Source organism: Flavobacterium phragmitis, from assembly GCF_900112575.1.
GTDB classification, from domain to species: Bacteria; Bacteroidota; Bacteroidia; order Flavobacteriales; family Flavobacteriaceae; genus Flavobacterium; species Flavobacterium phragmitis.
This window is the reverse complement of sequence record NZ_FOMH01000007.1, coordinates 344,556-366,847: the sequence shown is the minus strand read 5'-3', so window position 1 is coordinate 366,847 and position 22,292 is coordinate 344,556. Positions and strand designations below refer to the sequence as shown.

Annotated in this window: 19 protein-coding genes; 9 read left to right on the top strand and 10 right to left on the bottom strand. The window is 33.4% G+C overall.

Annotated features, from left to right (window positions below; genetic code table 11):
- Window positions 1–10: 10 nt before the first annotated feature.
- The 6 genes from BM289_RS14850 to BM289_RS14825 are packed head-to-tail and all read right to left on the bottom strand — an operon-like array spanning window position 11 to window position 4,065.
- Window positions 11–937, bottom strand: coding sequence for a PstS family phosphate ABC transporter substrate-binding protein (locus tag BM289_RS14850; protein WP_091494877.1), 927 nt, complete (start codon window positions 935–937; stop codon window positions 11–13).
- 5 nt (window positions 938–942) lie between these two features.
- Window positions 943–1,170: a hypothetical protein gene (locus BM289_RS25655; RefSeq protein ID WP_091494875.1), complete on the bottom strand. Its 228-nt coding sequence runs from the start codon at window positions 1,168–1,170 to the stop codon at window positions 943–945.
- Entirely contained in the window at window positions 1,170–1,973 is an 804-nt protein-coding gene (locus BM289_RS14840) for an energy transducer TonB (protein ID WP_091494873.1), read from the bottom strand. Before BM289_RS14840 ends, BM289_RS25655 begins: the two co-directional genes overlap by 1 nt.
- Before the next feature lie 30 nt (window positions 1,974–2,003).
- The gene (locus BM289_RS14835; protein WP_091494871.1) at window positions 2,004–2,567 is read right to left on the bottom strand and encodes an ExbD/TolR family protein; all 564 of its coding nucleotides are present in this window, start codon (window positions 2,565–2,567) and stop codon (window positions 2,004–2,006) included.
- A 17-nt stretch (window positions 2,568–2,584) separates the two neighbouring features.
- Window positions 2,585–3,196, bottom strand: coding sequence for an ExbD/TolR family protein (locus tag BM289_RS14830; protein ID WP_091494869.1), 612 nt, complete (start codon window positions 3,194–3,196; stop codon window positions 2,585–2,587).
- Between the two features lie 44 nt (window positions 3,197–3,240).
- Window positions 3,241–4,065, bottom strand: coding sequence for a MotA/TolQ/ExbB proton channel family protein (locus tag BM289_RS14825; protein ID WP_008464979.1), 825 nt, complete (start codon window positions 4,063–4,065; stop codon window positions 3,241–3,243).
- 380 nt (window positions 4,066–4,445) lie between these two features.
- Between BM289_RS14825 and BM289_RS14820 the strand changes: the two genes are divergently transcribed.
- Complete coding sequence (locus BM289_RS14820; protein ID WP_091494867.1) at window positions 4,446–5,963, top strand: helicase HerA-like domain-containing protein; 1,518 nt, start codon at window positions 4,446–4,448, stop codon at window positions 5,961–5,963.
- A gap of 162 nt (window positions 5,964–6,125) precedes the next feature.
- On the opposite strand, the gene BM289_RS14815 is transcribed toward BM289_RS14820, so the two are convergent.
- Complete coding sequence (locus tag BM289_RS14815) at window positions 6,126–7,469, bottom strand: FAD-dependent oxidoreductase (protein ID WP_091494865.1); 1,344 nt, start codon at window positions 7,467–7,469, stop codon at window positions 6,126–6,128.
- Between the two features lie 300 nt (window positions 7,470–7,769).
- On the opposite strand from BM289_RS14815, the gene BM289_RS14810 reads away from it, so the two are divergent.
- The 6 genes from BM289_RS14810 to BM289_RS14785 all read left to right on the top strand — a co-directional run bounded on the left by BM289_RS14810 (window position 7,770) and on the right by BM289_RS14785 (window position 13,791).
- Window positions 7,770–8,363, top strand: coding sequence for a GNAT family N-acetyltransferase (locus BM289_RS14810; RefSeq protein ID WP_091494863.1), 594 nt, complete (start codon window positions 7,770–7,772; stop codon window positions 8,361–8,363).
- 74 nt (window positions 8,364–8,437) lie between these two features.
- Window positions 8,438–9,229, top strand: a complete 792-nt coding sequence (locus BM289_RS14805; protein WP_091494861.1) for a helix-turn-helix domain-containing protein — start codon at window positions 8,438–8,440, stop codon at window positions 9,227–9,229.
- A gap of 70 nt (window positions 9,230–9,299) precedes the next feature.
- Complete coding sequence (locus BM289_RS14800) at window positions 9,300–10,829, top strand: serine hydrolase domain-containing protein (RefSeq protein WP_091494858.1); 1,530 nt, start codon at window positions 9,300–9,302, stop codon at window positions 10,827–10,829.
- Between the two features lie 26 nt (window positions 10,830–10,855).
- Window positions 10,856–11,332, top strand: a complete 477-nt coding sequence (locus tag BM289_RS14795) for a nuclear transport factor 2 family protein (protein WP_244165380.1) — start codon at window positions 10,856–10,858, stop codon at window positions 11,330–11,332.
- A 206-nt stretch (window positions 11,333–11,538) separates the two neighbouring features.
- Window positions 11,539–12,990, top strand: a complete 1,452-nt coding sequence (locus tag BM289_RS14790) for a serine hydrolase domain-containing protein (protein WP_091494854.1) — start codon at window positions 11,539–11,541, stop codon at window positions 12,988–12,990.
- Window positions 12,991–13,341: 351 nt separating this feature from the next.
- A complete protein-coding gene (locus BM289_RS14785; RefSeq protein ID WP_091494852.1) occupies window positions 13,342–13,791 on the top strand; it encodes a hypothetical protein in 450 nt (149 codons plus the stop codon).
- 127 nt (window positions 13,792–13,918) lie between these two features.
- On the opposite strand, the gene BM289_RS14780 is transcribed toward BM289_RS14785, so the two are convergent.
- Window positions 13,919–16,309: a penicillin acylase family protein gene (locus BM289_RS14780; protein ID WP_091494850.1), complete on the bottom strand. Its 2,391-nt coding sequence runs from the start codon at window positions 16,307–16,309 to the stop codon at window positions 13,919–13,921.
- Between the two features lie 119 nt (window positions 16,310–16,428).
- Here BM289_RS14780 and BM289_RS14775 point away from each other — a divergent pair, with 119 nt between their 5' ends.
- Window positions 16,429–17,985, top strand: a complete 1,557-nt coding sequence (locus tag BM289_RS14775; protein ID WP_091494848.1) for a hypothetical protein — start codon at window positions 16,429–16,431, stop codon at window positions 17,983–17,985.
- A 335-nt stretch (window positions 17,986–18,320) separates the two neighbouring features.
- The gene (locus BM289_RS14770; RefSeq protein ID WP_091494846.1) at window positions 18,321–20,129 is read left to right on the top strand and encodes a hypothetical protein; all 1,809 of its coding nucleotides are present in this window, start codon (window positions 18,321–18,323) and stop codon (window positions 20,127–20,129) included.
- Window positions 20,130–20,186: 57 nt separating this feature from the next.
- Here BM289_RS14770 and BM289_RS14765 read toward each other — a convergent pair whose 3' ends face one another.
- Both BM289_RS14765 and kynU read right to left on the bottom strand, forming a co-directional pair.
- Entirely contained in the window at window positions 20,187–20,627 is a 441-nt protein-coding gene (locus BM289_RS14765) for a YMGG-like glycine zipper-containing protein (RefSeq protein ID WP_091494844.1), read from the bottom strand.
- Between the two features lie 330 nt (window positions 20,628–20,957).
- Window positions 20,958–22,235, bottom strand: coding sequence for a kynureninase (gene kynU / locus BM289_RS14760; RefSeq protein WP_091494842.1), 1,278 nt, complete (start codon window positions 22,233–22,235; stop codon window positions 20,958–20,960).
- Window positions 22,236–22,292 lie beyond the last annotated feature (57 nt).

Genomic DNA, 22,292 nt, shown 5'->3' with positions numbered 1-22,292 from the left:
CGTAATTAATTTATTCTTTATCTTTTATAATTTCATTTCTAATTTTAAGCTTACGTCCTGGAGTTTTATATGGCAATAAGCCTGATTTCAAAACTATACGCTGACCGATATCTCCAGCTATAAATGAGGCAAAGCCCATTCCAAGTCCCGCATACCCTTGACCATTAATAATAAACAAATCGCGTGCCAATGGATATTTTCCTAATGCCAAATCATCTTGTGTTGGATTATAATATTGATTATCATTTAAACCTTTTACACTTAAAACGTTTATTTTCTTGATAGTCTCAATCATATCTGGAGTTGGCTGATACAACCAATTAACTCCAATAACACCAATCATTCCGTCATTTTCAGAAACAAACTTGATTACTTCATTATTTGTTTTAAAAGAAAAAACTCCAGATTTAGGAACCTCTGTTACCTTCGCTAGATTTTTCATATAACGAACAGTACTTGAATTAGGATTATCGAAAACTAAACCTTTAATTTTAGAATCTGATTTTCCTTGCATAAAATCAATTACACTTTTCAACGCAATTAGCGTATCATTATTGTTTTTATTTGAAATAAATGCAATTGCATCATGAGCAAAAGGTGTTGCACGAGGATTAATCTTGTTTTTTTCAAAACGCGCTTTCTCTTCATCTGTTAAATCTCTTGTAATTATCGCAACTTTAGTTTTTTGATTTAACAAATCATTTATTACTTCAGCCTCCGATTTAGATTTAACATTAATTTTTGCATCATAGTAAGTCCCTTCAAAAACAGCAACCTGATCGTCTACAATTTGTTTAACAGTTTCGTCAACTGCAATATCTAGCGATCCTTTTAAAATGGTTTCTTTTGCAGCTTCATTTTTGCTTTTTTGGTTGCACATGGCAAACAAAAAGACAAAAACCACCAAACCTAAAGCCTTACTATATTTCAATAACATAATTATTATTCTTTTGAATTAATTAATCTTAAAAATCGTATTCCAGAATATACAATCAGTAAAGTTCCGAAAGCATATCTGTACTTCCATTCCATGTTAAGCGGGAGCTTTTCCCACAACATGATCATTAAACCGAGTACAAGATAAATTAAAAAAAACAGTATTCCTAAAACAAGAAGAAATCGCTCTTTGAGCGATTTCTTCTGAATATTATTAAGTATATCTTTTAACATTATTCTGCAGATTGAATAGTAATAGGTAGAGAGTATAATACCCTAACTTTTTTACCATTTTGCTCGCCAGGAGTCCATTTTGGACATTTTTTAAGAACACGAATCGCTTCTGCCCCTGTACCGTAACCGATATCCCTTAAAACTTTAATGTCGGTTAATGAACCGTCTTTTTCAACTACAAACGTAACGTAAACTTTACCTTTTAAACCTTCTTCTTCTGGAGTTTTGTAATTGTTTCCTACGAATTTGTAGAATTTTTCAATTCCCCCTGGGAAATCTGGTTTTACTTCGATACCAGCTGTGTTATATACAGTGTTATCTTCTTGAATAACCTCTTGAACTGGTCCTTTACCAACTGGCTCATCAACAGTTAAAACTGCATCTGGATCTCCTTTGATAGTTTCTGCACCAACTTTTTTGTCTTTCAAATCCACAATTTTTGGTGGATCTTCAGTTACTTCTTCAGCCTTAGCAACCACAGGTTTTACGAATTTTACCTGATCCACTTTTGGTGGTGGTGGCGGTGGTGGCGGTTGATTTGGTTTAATTTCCTCTTTTTTCTTTGGAGGTAATTTTACCGTTGCAATCTTAATATCGTTGTTTACTTCTTCTTCTTGAGAATCTGGTAAAAAACTAGCAATAAGAGGTGCAGCAACAGCAAAACTGAAAATAAGTGAACCAATAACAAGTGCTTTCACAGTTGTTTTTCCGTTCGATTTTCTCAGCTCGTATGCTCCATATATCTTATTACGTCCTTCGAATACGATATCAAGCCACTGATTTTTTATAATATCTAATTTCATATCTCTTGATTTTTAATTTGATAAAACAGCTTATTCTGCTTTTTTATCTATTAATTTCGTTTCCTCTGGTGAAAACTCAGGCACAATCGCATAAGTATCTACTCCTGTAATTGCCATCTCATCCAAAATATCAACCAAATTACGGTAATTTGATTTTTTAGTTGGTTTAATAATCACAATAATACCATTTTTAGGTTTTCCTAAAGCTGCAGAATATGCTAAAACATTTTTCTTTTGTTTTAACAATTCTCTACGAATCCCATCTTTACCATAGGTAATGTCTTTAGGAGCCACCTTTGGAGTAGCCAACAATCCCATATAGTAAACCATTTTATTGTCTCCACCTAACATTACCGTCATAGTACGATTTTCATCCACTTTGGTTTTCGTGTCTTCCGGATTCTTATCATCTTTATCTGGCAATGACAAATCCATCGATTGAGGTTTTGACAACGAAGTAGTTAACATAAAGAATGTAATCAATAAGAATGCCAAATCCACCATCGCCGTTAAATCGACTTTCGAATTCTGCTTTTTGCTTCTTACTTTACCACCTTTACCACCACCGCCGTCGCCGGTATTTAATTCAGCCATTTAGTGTATTTTTTTAATTAAAAGTCTTTACCTCTAGTTCCTGTAACCAAGTTAAAGGAATTGATTTTCTGATCTTGTAAAATATCCATAATTTTTTTAATTTTTGGATATTCTTCCTTCGCGTCTCCTTTAATAGCAATCTGCAATTCTTTATCATCTAAATCAATTGTAGCTCTTCTAGAAATAAGAAGCCATTCTTTTAATTGATTGTCTAATGAATCCAAAGGAATTCCAGGTTGATTTGCTTTGGTTCTGTCCGCTGCTTTCATGTCAATGATCTGCTTCAAACCTGTAACAGGAACACCAAAGTCGTCCATTAATGCAAATTTGGTTTTATCATCTTCTGAAAACTCTATACCATATTTTGCACCAATTCCTTCAAGAGTTCTTTTACGAATCTCTCTTCCTTTGATGTCAAAAAATACTTTTCCTTTTCCTACTGTAATAATTGCCAAATCAGTATCCGGTAATTTAGTTTGTACAGTAGATGCAGGTGTATCTACAGGAAGTGCTTCTGGCACTTTAGCAGTAGCGGTCAAAATAAAGAACGTTAGCAAAAGGAATGCAACATCACACATCGCAGTCATATCTGTCGATGTCGACTTTTTTTTCATTTTTATTTTAGCCATTATCTTTTATTTTATTTTTTTTGATAGTAAATATCAAAAATTAATTATTGTCTTAAACTTCCTCTGAATTTTCTGTAAGTATTAACGATAGTAGTACCAGCCTCATCGATAGAGTAAGTTAAATCGTCAATTTTAGCAGTAAAGAAGTTGTAAGAAACAATTGCTAAGATAGAAGTAGAGATACCTGTTGCAGTGTTGATAAGTGCCTCAGAGATACCTGTTGCAAGAGCAGCTTGGTCAGGAGTACCAGCAGAAGCTAACGCACCAAACGCTTTAATCATACCAGATACAGTTCCTAATAATCCTCCTAATGTACCTAAAGATACTAAAGTAGAGATAATAGTCATGTTTTTCTCTAACATTGGCATTTCTAATGAAGTTGCCTCTTCAATTTCTTTGTGGATTACTTCTGAAGCTTCTTCGCTGTTGAATCCTTCTTTTTTAACATCTTGGTATTTTACCAAAGCAGATTTAATTGCATTTGCAACTGAACCTTGTTGTTTGTCACATGAAGCGATAGCAGCTTCGATGTTTCCTTCTTTAATACTTCCTTGAACACTTTTCATGAATTTGTCAAGGTTAGTTTTTCCAGCAGCTTTACCGATAACAATAAATCTTTCAATAGAAAAAACAACAACCATTAAAAACATACCTAATAATACTGGTACGATGAAACCTCCTTTATATACTTGTCCTAATGTATTGATTGGATGTCCTGTTTCTGGATTACCTCCTTCGAAGTTCGCAGAATCCCCCATGATTACTTTCCAAATAAACACCCCCACTAAGATACACGCTACAATAATGATTCCTGTGATCATTCCTCCGCCATTTGAAGTGCTTTCTTTTTTAACTTTAACGTTTGCCATTTTTTTTAATTTTAATAGTTTTAAATAATTTTTATTTTTTAGTTATATTTAACTTGTAGAGGAGCAAATTTATACGTTTAGTTTAAATAAAAAAACTTTTTTTAATTTTATTGACCGAAATTTAACTTCAATTTAAAAAATATCTCATTAAATTGCCGACATCATTTTTTAGATAAAACAAAAAAAGGGACGATAATTAGAAAAATTACAACGTTTTAGTAAATATTCAAAGATTCCATTGATATCTTCTTAAAAAGCTGCGAATTTTTTTTTTATTAATTTTTCAATCAAAAAAAGCTTTTTCTTACTAAAAAAAACACATAAAAAACGCCCGAAAACAGAGCTATACTTATATAACACTCTAAATTACAAATAAAAACATGAATAAAAAAGATAATTTTATTGAAGCTATAAATAAAGGATATTCTTCTAAGGGGGACAGCATTATTCTTGGGGGCGCAATCCTTGACGGTGAGCCACTTGCGGAAGCTCATGTTAAGATTCCATTAAAAACTTTAAATCGTCACGGATTAATTGCAGGAGCAACTGGAACAGGAAAAACCAAGACAATTCAGGTCTTTTCAGAACAACTTTCAAATGCCGGAATTCCTGTTTTAATGATGGATATAAAAGGGGATTTTAGTGGTATTGCAAAAGAAGGAAAAGAAGAAGGTTTTATTACAGAAAGACATGCTAAGATAAACCTCCCTTATAGTGTATCTGCATTTCCTGTTGAATTGATGTCTTTGTCAAAACAAAACGGAGTCCGACTTCGCGCTACAGTTTCTGAATTTGGTCCTGTTCTGTTTTCCAGAATCTTAGATCTTAATGATACTCAAGCAGGAGTTGTAGCGGTTATCTTTAAATATTGTGATGATAATCAAATGCCTTTATTGGATTTAAAGGACATTAAAAAAGTAATTAATTATATTACTGAGGAAGGCAAAGATGAAATTACAGCAAATTACGGTAAAATCTCAACTGCAACTACTGGAACCATTCTTCGAAAAATTATTGAACTAGAACAACAAGGCGGTGATTTATTCTTTGGTGAATTGTCTTTTGAAACCGATGATTTAATGCGAATTGATGAAAACGGTAAAGGTTACGTAAATATCATCCGCTTGACGGATATTCAGGATAAACCTAAACTGTTTTCTACTTTTATGCTAAGCCTTTTAGCAGAAATTTATCAAAAGATGCCGGAAAAAGGAGATGCTGATCAGCCAGAACTAGTAATCTTTATAGACGAAGCGCATTTAATCTTTAATGAGGCAAGCAAAGCATTGTTAGAACAAATTGAAACTATTGTAAAATTAATTCGTTCTAAAGGTGTCGGCGTGTATTTTGTAACTCAGAATCCGATGGACGTTCCTAGTGGTGTTTTGGCTCAATTGGGGTTAAAGATTCAGCATGCTTTGAGAGCTTTTACGGCTAACGATCGTCAGGCCATTAAAAAAACCGCTGACAATTATCCAACTTCTGAATTCTATAAAACGGATGAATTATTAACGAGTTTAGGAATTGGAGAAGCATTGGTTACAGCACTTAACGAAAAAGGGGTTCCAACTCCGCTTGTTGCGACCATGATGCGCGCTCCTCAAAGCCGAATGGATATTTTATCTGCTTCTGAAATTGACGAAATAAACGGTAAATCAAAACTCGTAAAAAAATATGCCGAAGAGATTGATCGCGAAAGTGCATTTGAAATCCTAACCAAAAAACTAACCGAAGCCGCTGAAGTTGCAGCACAACAGGAAGAACAAGCCCCAACTAGATCTTCAAAATCTGAACCAAGTACGGCTACAGTTGTTGGAAAATCGGTTTTAAAAGTCGTAACCAGCGCTACTTTTATACGAGGTGTTTTTGGCGTATTGAACAAAATATTTAAAAAATAAACTTTCAACCATATAAGTCATATTAGTTCATTTAATTATTTGGTTGCACTTTAAATATGTCTTGAAAAAATTAAACCCGACAGGTTTTAAAAACCTGTCGGGTTTATAACTTACACTAAGTATACTAAATGAACTTATATAACTTATATGGTTCAAATAATTTTATTTCTTTTGAAGTAATTCTAAAATTTTGTTTTCAACTTCTGGAGTATTCCAAATGTTTTCAATATTATCCATTCTTAAAACTTCTTCCATAATTCCGTTTTGATAATCGCCAATTGCCAAAGCTTCGGCATACGGACGATCACTGAAAGTTACACGACTGTAAAGCGGAATCCATTTGTCTGGATGTTTATCTGAAAAGACTTTTTCTATTTTCTTTTGTAGCAAGAATTTTTCGTCTGCTGTTTTAGTACTCATTTCTAAGAAATTTCGATACGAAAGCTCTGCGATTGCATCAGCATTTGGTTTACGCGAAATTTGATATTCAGTGAAGATTTTTTTCCAATCGTCCCCATACTTTTCAATCATTTCGTTTAAAACCGTGATATCTTCAAAGCCGGCATTCATTCCTTGTCCATAGAACGGAACAATAGCATGACAAGCGTCTCCAATTAGAGCAATTTTATCTTCAAATGTCCACGGAAAACATTTCATGGTTACCAAAGTACTGGTTGGATTTTTGAAGAAATCATTTGCCAATTCCGGAATTACCTCTATCGAGTCTGGGAAGTTTTTCTCAAAGAAATCTTCTACCTTTTTACGATCTGTAAGCGATTCAAAAGAGTTTTCTCCTTCAAAAGGCATAAATAAAGTACAGGTAAAACTTCCGTCCAGATTTGGCAGTGCAATTAGCATATATTCTCCTCTTGGCCAAATATGAAAAGAGTTTTTATCCAGTTTATGTGTTCCGTCTGGATTGGCTGGAATATTTAATTCTTTGTATCCCATGTTTAAAAATTCCTGAGAATAATTAAACATGCTCTGACGCTGCATTCTGTGGCGGATTCTAGAAAATGCTCCATCGGCACCAAAAACCATATCAAATTTTCTTTCCTCCCACTCGCCTCTTTCACTTTCGCCAATATGAAGCGTTGCATCATTTAAAGTTACGTCCCAAACTTTTTGTTCAAAATGAAATTCGGCTCCGGCAGCTTCGGCAAGATCAATCATTTTGCGATTTAATTTCCCTCTTGAAATTGAATAAATAGATTCTCCTTCCTGTCCATAGTTTTGAAAATTCAGTTTATCTACTAAATGAATCGCCCGTTTGTCCATAGGAATCGCAATCTCACGCACTGAATCTCCAACACCTACAGCATCGAGAGCTTTCCAGCCACGATTAGACATTGCTAGATTAATAGAACGGCCAGAAAAGTTAATCTGACGAATGTCGGGACTACGATCATATACATGAACGATGTGACCGGCTTTTTTAAGATAAATTGCCAGCAGTGATCCTACAAGTCCAGAACCTACAACTGCAATTTTTAGTGAAGTTTGCATCAGGGATAATCTAATATTGGGTCGTAAAAATAACTAATAATTACACATGAGCTTTAAAATAAAGGAAATATTTGCCTATAAAGTCTAATATTTAGCTGGGCATGTCCCCGCAAAAAAAGCGGGGTCGGGCTTTCGGCTATATCTTTTATTCCGTTTCACTTCATAAAAGGATACCGCCTCTATCCCTCATGCGCATCCGTTTTCATAACAAAATCCTGATTTATTCAATTTATTTAGATTTTCAAAAGAACTAAATTAGCTTCAACCACAACGATCTATCTCACAATTAAATTAAAAATGATGAACAGCGAACTTTTACAATCTGAAATTATTCTGGAAAACGAAAGAGTACTATTAATCCCTTTTGAGAATGAAAGAAACATTGAACTCAAAGAAATTATTTTTAATGATGAAATCTGGAAATACATGGGAATGTATGTTCGAAATGATCAGGATTTCGAAAACTATATTCAAACTACATTAAAACAAAAAGCAGATGGAATTTGCTATCCTTTTCTGACAATTGATAAAGCAACTGACAGAGTTGCGGGAAGTACTCGTTACGGTTATATCAATCATGGAAGTGAAAAATGCGAAATTGGCTGGACCTGGTACGGTAAAGATTTTCAGGGAACGGGATTAAACAAAGCCTGCAAATATGAGTTGCTGCATTTTGGTTTTGAACAAATTCAGTTTAGAAGAATCCAATTCAGTGCCGATCTTGAAAACGAAAGATCACAAAGAGCTATTGAAAATCTGGGTGCATTAAAAGAAGGTTTGTTCCGAAACAATTATATCGATTCTGAAGGAAAAAGCAGAGATGATGTTTATTATAGTATTATTTTGGAAGAATGGAAAAATACTAAACGAGATTATTTTGGGGAATTTATTTAGAAGAATGATTTAGAAAAACTGTATTTTGGTCTATAAATTTCAACTCATTGAATCTTATAGTAGACCACTAAAAAATGCAGTTATACTCAGAACATTACGTATCTCAAAAAACAGAAAGGTTCATCAATAAAATTTGGTGTCTGGATAACAGCATCGGCGAAAGCCTGATTGAAAACAAACTCGTTTTACCAAATGGCTGTTTTAATCTCGCCATTGTAACTGGAAACGGAATCGAAGTTCATACCAGTAAAAACAAATACGAAATGAACGAAGGAATCTACTTTTGTTCTCAAATGACCAATAAAGTTCTGGTTAATATACAGCCCAAAACTAAAGTCACCATTATGCAACTTCATGCGTGGACACTTTCGATGTTTCCAAAATATGATTTAGGTAATTTTACAGATTCGATTCTAAAAATTGACGCTTCAGAATTACCTTTTAAAATTGAGATTAATATTGATATTGAAACTTTATTAGAAACCATTAATCTTTATTTTGAAGAATTATCCAATGCAAATCCGAACAAAAACAGTATTGAAAAAATAGCCGATTTTATTAAATCAAATGAAGATATTTCGGTTTCTGAAATTAGTTTGACGTTGAAGAGTTCACAGCGTTTATTGCAAATTAAATTTAAAGCTGCGACAGGATTAACCATTAAAAAATACATTCAGATTTTAAAGTTTAGAAAATCGGTTGACCAAATGGTGAATGCCGATTTAGAAAAGATGAGTCTAACCGAAATCGCTCTTTACAATAAGTATTTTGATCAGTCACATTTTATTAAAAAATTCAAAGATGTGACCAAAACAACGCCGAAAATGTTTGATCCCGATTCGTATTTTCTTTCTCAAAAAAGATAAGATTTCGCTTTTGTACAATTTTGTGATTTTTGATTGAATTACTTTTGCAAAATCATCAATCCATCACACAATGAAAATCAATCACGTTTTTTTTCCGTTAAAAACTATTTTAGCTGGAATGCTACTCTTTCAAATTCAATTTGGACACTCACAAGAAGCTAAAAATTCTGAATTGTACAAAACCATTATGTCAAAAGACAGTCTTTTATTTGATATTGGTTTTAATACCTGCAACATAAATCCATTTGAAAATCTATTCAGCAATGAACTTGAGTTTTATCATGATAAAGATGGAGTTTCGAACAAAGCTGATTTTTTAAAAGTCTTCAAAAGCGGGTTGTGCGGTTCAACAGAAACGTATAGATCCAGAAGAGAATTAGTTTCAGGAAGCACAAAAATTTATCCATTGTATAAAAAGGGTATTTTATACGGCGCCATTCAAAATGGAACTCATCAATTTTATGAAAATACAACAAAAAAAGGAAAACCTTTTTTGAAGGAAAATGAAAAATTAGTGGGTAACGCTCAATTTACACATCTTTGGATTTTAGAAAACAACGCATGGAAATTGAAACGTTCTCTAAGCTACAATCACCAAGAAGTAAATTCAGAGGAAGAAAAGACAAATCTTTTTGATGACGAACAAGAAACTGAAAAATGGCTGAAAGAAAACAATATCCCGACTTTAGGAATCGGAATTATTTCTGATGGAAAACTAAAACAGGTAAAGGTTTTTGGCAATCTTAAAAGAAATGTTTCTGCTCCTTATAATACAATCTGGAATGTTGCTTCGCTAACTAAACCTGTTACAGCAATTGTAACCTTAAAATTAATCAGTCAGGGAAAATGGGATTTAGACGAACCACTTTCGAAGTATTGGACAGATCCAGATATTGCAAAAGATCCTTATTTAAAACTGCTGACAACGAGATTTGTCTTGAGTCATCAAACTGGTTTTCCGAATTGGAGATATTTAAATGAATCTAAAAAATTGGATTTCAAATTTAAACCAGGAACCCAATATCAATATTCAGGAGAAGGTTTTGAATATCTAAGAAAAGCTCTGGAAAAGAAATTTCATAAAACTTTAGATCAATTGGCATCAGAATTAATTTTTACTCCATTAAAAATGAATGATTCACAGCTAATTTGGAATGATAAAATCGATCTTTCCAGATATGCCATAAATTATGATAATCAAGGAAATGCTTACGAACCCACAAAAAATAAAACTGCAAATGCTGCCGATGATTTATTGACTACCATTGAAGATTACGGTAACTTCCTTTGCAGCGTAATGAACAGCGATGGTTTAAGTCCAAAAGTTTTTGAGGAAATGATTTCGCATCAGATTGCAACTAAAAAAGATAAATATTTTGGATTGGGTTTTGAAATCTACGATCTCGGGAATCAAAATTATGCTTTATCGCATGGCGGTGCAGACAAAGGTGTTCAAACGATTGTTTTTATGCTTCCAAAAACCAAACAAGGTTTAATCATCTTTACCAATGTTGATGATGGTTATAAAGTTTATGAAAAGACAATTCAACATTATCTAGGAGAAATTGGAAACCGAATAATTTCCATAGAAACAAAGTAAATGTTAAACCATAAAATATGATACCGATGATCAATACATTAGTACTTTTTATGCTGTTTTTAAGCAGGCAGGCACTTGCCTATACGAAAAATGAACATATCCGAAAAAACCTTTTACATAACGAAATTATCGAAATGGATCATCAGCTTTTTGATTATGCTTTTAACCAATGTGATGCTGCTCTTTTTAGAAAAATAATTGCCGATGATATCGAATTCTACGATGACCAATATGGCTTAAACATCTCTAGAGGTGAAAATGTAAAAGATTTAATTGGAAGACAAACTCGTTTTCAAAAAGTGACAAGAAAGTTAAATTTCTGCACGGTTGAAAAACTAGGTGATTTTGGCGCTTTACAAATTGGCGAACACACCTTTTTGTCTAACGATATTCCGCATCTAACTGGAAAATTCATTCATATTTGGGAACGAAAAGGTAAAAATTGGAAACTAAAAAGGGTTATCAGTTATGAACACAAAGCCTTTCAGGATAATTTGGATTAAATTTTAAAATAAAAGTGAAAAAACTGATTGATTTATGAAACCAAATCAAAAAATAATCGTCTAAACTTTTGAGAGCATTAATTTATTGCAAGTAAAAAAAATCGTACTTTAGTTTTAATCTACTGAATATCTTTTTGTTACAAAGTTTCAATCATCAATCAAAAACGAATCATTTATTAATCCAAAATCCATAATTATCAATCATTATGAAAAAATCAATCAAACTAATTGTACTTTGTGTTGGTCTTCAACTCTTTTCTTTTGCCATTCTTGCACAAAGTAAAGCAAAACAAATAGAAGAACTTCTTAGCAAATACAACGAATACGGACAATTTAATGGCTCTGCACTCGTAGCAGAGCATGGAAAAGTTATATTTCAACAAGGTTTTGGTCAAGCGAATATGGAATGGAATATTCCAAACCAGCCTGATACAAAATTTAGATTAGGTTCTATAAGTAAACAATTTACAGCTCTTTTAATTGTAAAACTAGCCGAAGAGGGAAAACTAAAACTGGATGTTCCCATTACTACTTATCTTCCAGATTACCCAAAAGAAAACGGAGATAAAATTACCACTCATCACTTATTAACGCATACTTCAGGAATTCCAAATTATACCGATTCGCCAAATTTCTTTAAAGACAAAGCTCGAAATTATTATACTCCTGAAGCTTTTGTAAAAACATTTTCAAGTCTTCCTCTAGAATTTACACCAGGCGAAAAATTCAGTTATAGTAATTCTGGATACTTTTTGTTAGGGTATATCATCGAAAAAGTAACTGGTAAAACGTACGAGCAATATTTGCAGGAAGTTATTTTTACTCCTTTAAAAATGGTTAATTCTGGTTACGATCACAGCGATGTAATTTTAAAAAACAGAGCTGCCGGATACGAAAGAAAAGGAAAAATAATTACCAATGCCGCTTATGTTGACATGAGTATTCCATATGCTGCCGGATCTTTGTATTCTACTGTTGAAGATTTATATTTATGGGATCAGGCATTATATACGACTAAACTTCTTTCAGCAAAATCAATGGAATCGTTATTTAAGCCTTACATCAGCTTGGGAAGACCTGCTTATGGCTATGGCTGGTTTATTGACGAAGTAGACAATGGAGATAAAGGAAAATTAAAAACTATTGGTCACGGAGGCGGAATTAATGGTTTTAATACTATTATCTCACGTTATCCTTCAGATAAAAATTTAATTGTTTTATTGAATAATACTGGCGGAACGGTTTTAGGCGAAATGAACGAATCGATTCGTGCAATTCTTTATAACCAAAAGTTTGAACAGCCAAAGAGATCATTAGCTTTCGAATTATTTGAAACATTCGCCAATAAAGGAACAAAAGCTGGAGTAGACTCTTATAACAAATTAAAAAATGATCCAACTTATAATATTAAAGAAAACGACATGAATCGTGTTGGATATCAATTATTACAAGACGGAAAAAAGAAAGAAGCAATCGAAATCTTTAAAATTAATGTTGCAACTTTCCCTAAATCTGGAAATGTTTATGATAGTTTAGGCGAAGCTTACTTAGCCGATGGCGATAAAAAACTGGCTATTGCAAACTACACCAAATCGGTTGAATTGGATCCTTCTAATGAAGGCGGAAAAAAAGCTTTAGCGGAACTTCTAAAAAAATAAATCTGACTATCATCTATTACTTGTGCTAATTTTGAAAATTGTACACGGATGACACTGATTCGCTAACACGAAGACGCGGATTAGGACGGATTTTTTTATAAATCTTTATAAAATCCGTTTTTATCCGCGTTTTTACGAAGTAAATCTGTTTTATCCGTGTCACTAATATGCTTTAGTAAATTATTAGTCCGTTTAGCAAAACAACAAATAACACATTATCAATAACACTTACGGAATCTTCTTAAAATTGATTTTGTAAGTGTTATTTTTTGTAACAACTTCACAATTCTGCTTGGAGATTTATTGTTGAAAATACTATTTTAGCCCTACCCTAAAACAATAAATTAACCTATGAAAAATTTCAAAAAGCACAGTTTTCTGACTGTTTGTTTCTGCTTGTTTATTTCTTTTAAAAGCATCTCTCAAACCAATTACACTTCGGCCAGAATGCCTTCTCAGCAAAACAAAATCATCATTGATAAAATTGTAGAAGCTACTCATTATAAAAATTATGTAGTCGATTTTTGTCTGTCCAAAATAAATGAAACTTCTGCAAAAGAAGGCTGGAACGAACAAAAAGCTATGGAAATTACCCAAAGTATTAATTATAAAAATTTCAGAGATGCCATCTACAACAGTTTTGTTGTTTTTGATGAAGTGGAACTGGAGACTTTATTGAAAGCATACGAAAAAGATACCTCCTATCAGACCAAAAATGTAATGACCAATAATAAAATCCTTATCAATAATCTGAACATTTTTGCCAATGATATTGTTTTGGGGAAGTATCTCTCCAAATAAGGTTCAAAGAGACAAAGCGACAAAGGTTCAAAGGTTTTAAAACAAAAACCTTTGAACCTATATTTTTAGATTTTAATTCAAAAAACTTGAAACTTGAAACTTGAAACTTGAAACTTGAAACTTGAAACTAATTCTTCGGTCTCAGAACCAATTTAGTTGACGTTTTCACTATCTCTTCTTTATTCAATTTCATTTTTCTAAATTTTCCTGCATTGTACATTTCTGCTTGATCGTCATAATGCTTGCTGAATGGATTTCCAGACTGACCTGTTGGTAAAATACTCCAGCTGTTTTCGATATCAGAGAAATCTACAATTCTTCTGGTTGAAGGACCTCCTTTCGTATAATATTTTCCTTCCTCATTAAATCCGAAAAATAAATTATTGATGACTTCGTTTGAACCTGGAGAATTAAATGGTCCAACATTAAATAGTCCGCGAAGTGCTTTTACTTTTCCTAACGGATGTTCGTGTTCTACTGTATGAACTTGTCCCCATTTCCAATCTGAAATTGTATTTCCTAACTGTTTTTGAAGTGTTGCAACCGTTTCATGAAAAGATTTTGAAACAATTTGCTTTCTGGTTTCTTTTACATTTTTGGTTTTAATATTGTCCCACCAAACCGAATTTTCATTTTTAATCTGATTGGCGATAACTTGTTTTCCAACCGAAATTCCGAGAAATAAATTGAAGTTTTCTTTACCCATTTCATCTTCAAACGTATTTTTCAGATACAGATAAATCCATTTGTTGTAAATCGTTGGCGCAACATCTTCCAGATTGGTTGTTCCTTTCCACGATTTTAAAACTTCTAAAACTTGTTTTTCTTCTGCCGAAACAGAAGTCAAATCAGTATTTGAAATTAAATTTTTCACAACCTCAACGGCAACATCCGAAGTATTATCATAAATCATTTTACTAATAGCTTCTTTATCCCAATCTGATTTTGCATCGAGAATTCCTGATATCCTTTTTGCACGATCTTCCGGAAGATAGTAACCCGGATACAAATAACCATTATCAATAGCTTCCGGCTGGTTATTGGCAGAATAAACATAACCCCATTCTGGATTTTCTGCCGACGGATTTTGTTCGAAATCTAAATATTTTACAATATCATCTTTTCCACTTGCGCCGTCTAGAATTAAATGGGTGTTTACACCTTCATTATGTCTGTATAATTTTCCTGTTGCCCACCATCCAACATTTCCTTTAGCATCTCCATACATTACGTTCAATCCTGGCGCTGCAATCAAACTGGCCGCTTTTTTAAATTCCTCTTTATTTTTAGCATGCGAAAGTCCGTATGCTGCATCCAGAATCTGAATTGGCTGATGCGTATAAGTCCACAACATTGCAATTGGATTTTTCTTTTCCAAACGTTCCATAAAATCATTCATGATTGGTCCATGACGGCTCGATTTAATGGTCAGAACCACATCTGAAGAATCTTTTACTTTAATTGTTTTTTTTCTGATTTCATATTTTGCAAAACCAGTTGGTGTTTGATATTCCGTAGCATCTCCGTCTTTGTTTTTTTCCTGATAAAAATCGATATCATCGTTTTCAAACATCGTCAATCCGTAGGCATAATCACGATTGTGTGCCAATAAAGGAAATGGAGTTCCAGCCAAATAACAACCGTACAACTCATGCTGTGGCGTTACCAAATGCGCTTCATACCAAGTGGCAGGCTGTGAAAAACCGATATGCGGATCATTAGCAAAAATCACCTTTCCGCTTTTTGATTTCTTCGGACCAACAACCCAGCTATTACTACCAATAAATGGTGGAATTGGAGACTGATCCAACATTGCTGTAATCGATTTTGAAATCTCGCTATATTCTTCTGTTCTCTCTTTTGAGATTTTAATTCTCGTTGTATTAAACTCACCTTCGATTCCTAAATCTTTTAGGTAAGAAGCACCATATTTATTTTTAATATCTGTTAATAACGGATCTGTTTTCTGAGCCATCGCAAAACTGAAAGACATATAACCGAAAATATTGTAAACGTCTTTTATGGTAAACTTTTGCTTTTTTACACCAACTAAAGTAAATTCAATTGGCGTTACACCTTCTTCCAGATATTGATTAATTCCGTCCAGATAAGCTTGCGTCAATTTATAGCTTTCGCTGTTTTTGTCTAATTTGGCAATCGCTTTCGCGGAAGCTTCTTCGATACCAATTCCGGTAAAAAACTGATCATTTTTAAGTGCAACTCCACCAAAAATTTCAGCCAATCTTCCTGGAGCAATTCTTCGAAGCAATTCCATTTGCCATAATCTTTCCTGCGCATGTACATAACCAAGAGTGGTCATAGCATCTTTTTCTGAATTGGCATAAATATGTGGTACTCCAAATTCATCAAAATATACTGTTGTGGGTTTATCCAGATTTTTCAATTGCAATTCTCCTTCGTATTTGGGTTTTAAATGAAAAATATAACCACACAAACCAATCCCAAGAAGTACAATAAGTACCAATAAAACCAACAGAATCTTTTTAAGTATTTTCATATCGCGCAAAAAAATATAAATAAATGAATTCTAAAAAATGATGTAAAGAAATTGAAGAATAATGTAAATATCCTTCTTTTTAAAACTCTAAATTTATGTATTTAAAATTAATACTGTAAATGTCAATCTATAAAAAAATAGCGGTCGGAATAATTTCTTTGTTTATTATTGTACTTCTGGCCAATTTTGGACTGAATTACTGGATTAAGAAACAGCTTCCGATTATTATTCACGAGAAAAACAAAACGGCTTACAATATCAATTACGAGAAAATTGAAGTCTCGCTTTTTTCCCGAAATATCTACGCACAAACTTTATTGGTCCATCCTAAAAACGAACCAAAAGACAGTAAAAATGGACTTTTTACAAAAATAGAATCCATCACAATCAAACATTTCAATATTTGGGATTTGGCTTTTCGTGATATTATTCAGGCCGAAAGTATTATCATTAACAAACCCCGAGTAATTTTATATAAAAAAGGCGAAAAACTTTTAAATAACAGCAAAAGCATTAAAAACGAAATCGTCGAACCATTCCGAAAAATCATTGGCGTTTCAAATATTTATCTGAATGACGGAACTGTCGATGTGGTTTCTTTGGATACTCAAAAACCAATTTTCAGCATTAAAAAAATTCTTCTAAAACTGGAAGGCATTTTAATTACCGATGCCACTTTAAAAGAAAAAATTCCGCTTCAATATAAAAGTTATGCTTTGGTCTGCGATAGTTTATTTTATCGTCCGAGCGAATTTTATCACATTACAATTGGCAAAATCAATACCGAAAAGAACTTTTTAGCTATTACTAATTTTGCTAATATTCCGCAGTTTTCTCGTCCGGAATTTGTGAAAAGACTAAAAACAGAAAAAGATATTTATACGCTAAAAGTAGATTCAGCCAGCATTCATAAAATGGATTGGGGATTTAAAGATGATCGTTTTTTCTTTAAAGCCAATTCTATTGTCATGAATCATTTTGATGCAAATATTTACCGAGGGAAAATGCCAAAAGACGATTTGAGTAAAAAATATCTGTACAATCATTTACTTCGAAATATCAAATTTCCATTGCAAATTGATACACTTCAGGTCCTAAAATCAAAATTGGTTTATGAAGAAGAAATAGATTTTTCCAAAGGCCCGGGAGTTTTAACTTTTGACAAATTCAACTTACAGGCGACCAATCTACGAAGTGGTTTTGGACTGAAAAAAACAGCTGATGTAAAGATCAAAGTAAAAACCATTTTTATGAAAAACTCTCCGCTTGATGTCGATTGGAGTTTTAATGTTCTGGACAAAAACGATGGTTTTCACATTCAGGGCGTGATCTCCAATTTTGATGTCAGAGCGATGGGACAATTCAGCAAACCTTATATGAATGCCACTTTTACTGGAGCTTTCCACAAATACCGTTTTAATTTCTACGGAAATGATAATATCTCAAAAGGAAATGCTTCTCTAGATTATGACGATTTAAAAGTGAAATTATACAAAAAGAAAGATCCGGAGAAAGAAGCTAAATTGAAATCGGCTATTGCTAATTTATTGGTTAAAAATGATTCTAAAGACAAAGCCAAAACCGCCGATGTCGAAATCGAAAGAATTCAGGAAAAATCGTTCTACAACTTTTTATGGCGAAGTATTGCAGAGTCTTTGAAGAAGATTTTGATATAATTTTTTTTTTGCCACGAATTATTTTTTTAGAATGATTATCAAACATAGCCTGCGGTTTCAACCGCAGGAACGCTTTCCCGTGGTTGAAACCACGGGCTATATTTATTTATAATTCGTGGTATTCCGAAGAGTTTTGTCATTCCGAGGAACGAGGAATCACACTCGAGAATCGACAAAGATTGGGGCATTCTGTACGGAGTTTCTAGTGTGATTCCTCGTTCCTCGGAATGACAAGATTGTGGGAATAAATGATATGTAATCCACAAAGCTGACAATTATCAGCTTTTAGGAAAATGCTTTTTTCAATATTTGTCTCTATTTTAATTGGAAGACAAATGACAAAAACACCTTTACACACTTTTCATATTCCAGTAATGGGGCTTGCGTACACGATTGACAGTCCGATTCGTGTGGCGCAATACGGGATTTCGTCTGTTATTGCACTTGCTGATGACGACTTGATTGAAAAGATGCGTAATTTTTATAGCACTAAATTCAATATCCCGTACGAAGAAATTACACAAAAATTTCACGATTACCGTGCCGAAAGAATTACTTCTTATCTCAATTTGGTTGACAAAATCGTCAAAGAAAAATTCGAAAATTTCAAAACTGAACTAGCAGAAAGCAAAACTGCTCTTGAAAATTTCATGTCGATGTTGCCAAACACTTCTGACATCAAAAAAGGTTTTCAGAATTTACTCGATGATGGAATCGCTTTTAAAGAAAACCTGCAGTATTATATTGAATCACATCTTTTTCCTGGCGAAATTGATGTGAACATTATGACGAAACTGGACAAAGACAACTTCGTAAAAAACGAACAACTTCCAGTTGAGTTCAACGATGCACATGCAGCATTGAGAGGTTTTGCAAATAGTAACTTAGAATCTTCTGTTGTACTTTCAGCCGGAATGAATCCGAGATTGTTTGGTTACTTTGAAAATTTCAGAGACTTTTTTCCGAATGAGAAGAATGAGCTCAAAAAGAAAATTATTCTAAAAGTAAGCGATTTTAGATCGGCAATGATACAGGGAAATTTCTTGGCTAAAAAAGGCCTTTGGGTTTCAGAATACCGAATTGAATCAGGATTGAACTGCGGTGGTCACGCCTTTGCTACCGACGGACTTCTTTTAGGTACTATTTTAGAAGAATTCAGGCAGAAAAAAGAACAACTGGTACAATCTGCTCATGATTTAATGATTAAAGCTTTACAGGCAAAAAACCAAGCTTTTCCAGAAAAGCCTTTAGAATTAAAAATCACGGTTCAAGGCGGTGTTGGAACTTCAGAAGAACATGAGTTTTTATTGGACGAATATAAAGTAGATGCTGTTGGCTGGGGATCTCCATTTTTATTGGTTCCTGAAGCCACTTCTGTAGATCAAGAAACCCGTAATTTATTGATGAATGCCAAAGAAGATGACTTTTACTTAAGTAATATTTCACCTTTGGGAGTTCCGTTTAATACTTTGAAAGGAACGACAAATGAATTCTTAAAACAAAAAAGAATTCACGAAAATAAAGCCGGAAGTTCGTGCCCGAAGAAATTTTTAGCGTTAAGCAAAGAATACGATCCACACGGAATCTGCACCGCTTCTAAAAAATATCAGGATATAAAACTGGAAGAACTTGAAAGCAAAAAAGACACTTTATCTGCAGAAGATTTTAAGAAAAGCAAAATCAAAATAACAGAGAAATCTTGTTTGTGTGTCGGTTTAGCCAATGCTTCTTATCTTGAAAATGATATCAAAATAAAAGGCCAGGCACAAGGTGTTGTAATTTGCCCAGGACCAAACTTAGCTTATTTTGATCAGGAAGTTTCTTTAAAAGAAATGGTACAGCATATTTATCAAGGAAAATCGGTTTTAAGAAGAGACCGACCTAATTTGTTTGTGAAGGAATTAAAAATGTATGTGGATTATTTTAGAAATGAAATCGAAAATATTTCTGGAGAAGTAACCGCCATTCAAATTAAAAAATGGAATTCATTTAAAGCAAATATTTTGGAGGGAATTGAATATTATCACAATCTTTTCTCTTCTACTTTTTATTTTAAAACAGAAGAAAAGAAAATTAAAGACCAATTCGATTTTTATAAAACAGAATTAAATGCCATTCAAATTCCCACTCTGGAATTAGTATAAGCCAAACCGCCGATTTAGAAATCTAAATCGGCGGTTTTATTTTTATAGAAATTTAATCTATTCTTTCTTTTTGTTTTTGCTGTCAATAACAGCACCTGTTCCCGTTCCTAAAGCAGCACCGGCTAAACCACCAATAATGGCACCTTCGCCTTTTTTCTTACTCACAATTGCTCCGGTTGCAGCTCCGACCCCGGCACCAATTACAGCACCTTTAGCAGTTGCACTCCAGCCTTTCTTTTTAGTAGTTGTTGTCGTAGTTGTTGCTTGCCCATTTGCAGGTTGCTGCACAACAACCACTTTTTCAGATTCAACTTTCTGCTCTTCTTTTATCTTCGCCATTTCAGTCTTCATTGAATCGATAACACGTTGTTTGTTAATTTCAACTTTCATGGAATCAATACTGGCTTGTTTGGCTTTGTTTATATCCTCTTTACTTTGCCCCTGATTTTGACAAGAAGTAAAAATTATTGCTACTAATAATATATATAAGCCTTTCATGATTGTAGTGATTTAAAATTATACACTACAAAATACGGAATATCAGTTATAATGGTTATTACAGAATTCTTTTGAAAATTTATAGGATTAGAAGGTTTTAAGGTGTTGTCGCAGAGATTTTTTAGTAAGTAGTTAAAGCTTTTAATCTCGCAAAATCAAAGAGTTGCAAAGTTTTCCCTCATTTTTGTCATTTCGAGAAACGAGAAATCACAAATTTTGTGGTTAAAGTTTTTTTCACGCAGATTTAAAAAGATTTAAGCAGATGTTCGCAGATTATTTATAGAAATCATTTTAAATCTGCTAGAATCTGCAAAATCTGCGTGAAATAATTTACTTCCCTAAAATTCCTTTTTTCAGAATTTGTCCAAAGTCATACATATCTTCATAAGAACAATACAAAGGAACTGGTGCCAGACGAATTACGTTTGGTTCACGCCAATCTGTGATAACTCCATTTTTCATTAAATAGTCAAATAAAGCTCTTCCTTCTCCGTGAAGAAAAACAGATAATTGCGAAGCTCTTTCTTCTGGGTTTATTGGTGTAATAATTTCAAAAGTGCTTTCTACTTCCTTATCAATTTCGTGAAGAATGAATTCTAAATACGACGTAATATGATCACGCTTTTTAATTAAAGCATCCATTCCAACCTCAGCGAACATTTCTACAGAAGCCAAATAAGGTGCTAACGAAAGAACTGGAAGATTACTAATCTGCCATCCGTCTGCTCCGTGAACAGGATCAAAATTAGGTTCCATTTTAAAACGACGTTCTTTATTATGTCCCCACCAGCCAGCAAAACGAGGCAAATCTGGATTGTTGTGATGTTTTTCGTGAACAAAACATCCGGAAGCATTTCCTGGACCTGAGTTCATATATTTATAACTGCACCAAGCAGCAAAATCTACATTCCAATCGTGAAGTTCTAATTTGATATTTCCTGCAGCGTGTGCTAAATCCCAGCCTACTTTTGCTCCTGCTTTTTGTCCTGCTGCGGTTATGGTTTTAATATCAAAAACTTGTCCGGTATAATAGTTTACTCCGCCAATTAGAACTAAAGCAAGCTCATCACCAACTTCTTCAATTTTGGCTAAAACATCTTCCAGACGAATATTGTGCTCGCCTTCGCGACGTTTGATTTCCACAATTGCATCCTCTGGTTTGTAACCGTGAAAATGAACCTGGCTTTGGAACATATATTGATCTGACGGAAAGGCTTTTTCTTCGCAGATAATCTTATAACGTTTTCCTTTTGGCTGATAAAAAGAAACCATCAGCAAGTGAAGATTTACTGTTAAAGTATTCATCACTGTAACTTCTGACGGAAGCGCTCCCACAATTTTACTCAACGGTTCAGAAAATCTTTCCTGATAATCCCACCAAGGTTTCTCGGCATAAAAATGACCTTCGACAGCCAATTCTGCCCAGTCATTCATTACTTCGTCTATATAAGCTTTGGTACGTTTTGGCTGTAATCCTAATGAGTTTCCTGTAAAATAGATAACTCGTTTATCGTTTACTTTCGGAAATATAAATTGTTCCTGATAATGATTCAGTGCATCTTGTGCATCAAGTTGTTTCGCGAATTCGCGTGTATTTTGAAAAGTCATTGTGTTTTTTGTTTTGCCTGCTAAAATAACAAAAATTGTTTGTTTTGTTTCAGGTTT

What these genes read in the sequence shown, in the direction of transcription:
- BM289_RS14835 (WP_091494871.1), bottom strand. Translation starts at nt 2,567, where the DNA reads ATGGCTGAATTAAATACCGGCGACGGCGGTGGTGGTAAAGGTGGTAAA.
- BM289_RS14765 (WP_091494844.1), bottom strand. Translation starts at nt 20,627, where the DNA reads ATGAAAGGCTTATATATATTATTAGTAGCAATAATTTTTACTTCTTGT.
- BM289_RS14800 (WP_091494858.1), top strand. Translation starts at nt 9,300, where the DNA reads ATGAAAATCAATCACGTTTTTTTTCCGTTAAAAACTATTTTAGCTGGA.
- kynU (WP_091494842.1), bottom strand. Translation starts at nt 22,235, where the DNA reads ATGACTTTTCAAAATACACGCGAATTCGCGAAACAACTTGATGCACAA.
- BM289_RS14805 (WP_091494861.1), top strand. Translation starts at nt 8,438, where the DNA reads ATGCAGTTATACTCAGAACATTACGTATCTCAAAAAACAGAAAGGTTC.
- BM289_RS14790 (WP_091494854.1), top strand. Translation starts at nt 11,539, where the DNA reads ATGAAAAAATCAATCAAACTAATTGTACTTTGTGTTGGTCTTCAACTC.
- BM289_RS14825 (WP_008464979.1), bottom strand. Translation starts at nt 4,065, where the DNA reads ATGGCAAACGTTAAAGTTAAAAAAGAAAGCACTTCAAATGGCGGAGGA.
- BM289_RS14830 (WP_091494869.1), bottom strand. Translation starts at nt 3,196, where the DNA reads ATGGCTAAAATAAAAATGAAAAAAAAGTCGACATCGACAGATATGACT.
- BM289_RS14850 (WP_091494877.1), bottom strand. Translation starts at nt 937, where the DNA reads ATGTTATTGAAATATAGTAAGGCTTTAGGTTTGGTGGTTTTTGTCTTT.
- BM289_RS14780 (WP_091494850.1), bottom strand. Translation starts at nt 16,309, where the DNA reads ATGAAAATACTTAAAAAGATTCTGTTGGTTTTATTGGTACTTATTGTA.
- BM289_RS14795 (WP_244165380.1), top strand. Translation starts at nt 10,856, where the DNA reads ATGATCAATACATTAGTACTTTTTATGCTGTTTTTAAGCAGGCAGGCA.
- BM289_RS14810 (WP_091494863.1), top strand. Translation starts at nt 7,770, where the DNA reads ATGAACAGCGAACTTTTACAATCTGAAATTATTCTGGAAAACGAAAGA.
- BM289_RS14840 (WP_091494873.1), bottom strand. Translation starts at nt 1,973, where the DNA reads ATGAAATTAGATATTATAAAAAATCAGTGGCTTGATATCGTATTCGAA.
- BM289_RS25655 (WP_091494875.1), bottom strand. Translation starts at nt 1,170, where the DNA reads ATGTTAAAAGATATACTTAATAATATTCAGAAGAAATCGCTCAAAGAG.
- BM289_RS14785 (WP_091494852.1), top strand. Translation starts at nt 13,342, where the DNA reads ATGAAAAATTTCAAAAAGCACAGTTTTCTGACTGTTTGTTTCTGCTTG.
- BM289_RS14775 (WP_091494848.1), top strand. Translation starts at nt 16,429, where the DNA reads ATGTCAATCTATAAAAAAATAGCGGTCGGAATAATTTCTTTGTTTATT.
- BM289_RS14770 (WP_091494846.1), top strand. Translation starts at nt 18,321, where the DNA reads ATGACAAAAACACCTTTACACACTTTTCATATTCCAGTAATGGGGCTT.
- BM289_RS14820 (WP_091494867.1), top strand. Translation starts at nt 4,446, where the DNA reads ATGAATAAAAAAGATAATTTTATTGAAGCTATAAATAAAGGATATTCT.
- BM289_RS14815 (WP_091494865.1), bottom strand. Translation starts at nt 7,469, where the DNA reads ATGCAAACTTCACTAAAAATTGCAGTTGTAGGTTCTGGACTTGTAGGA.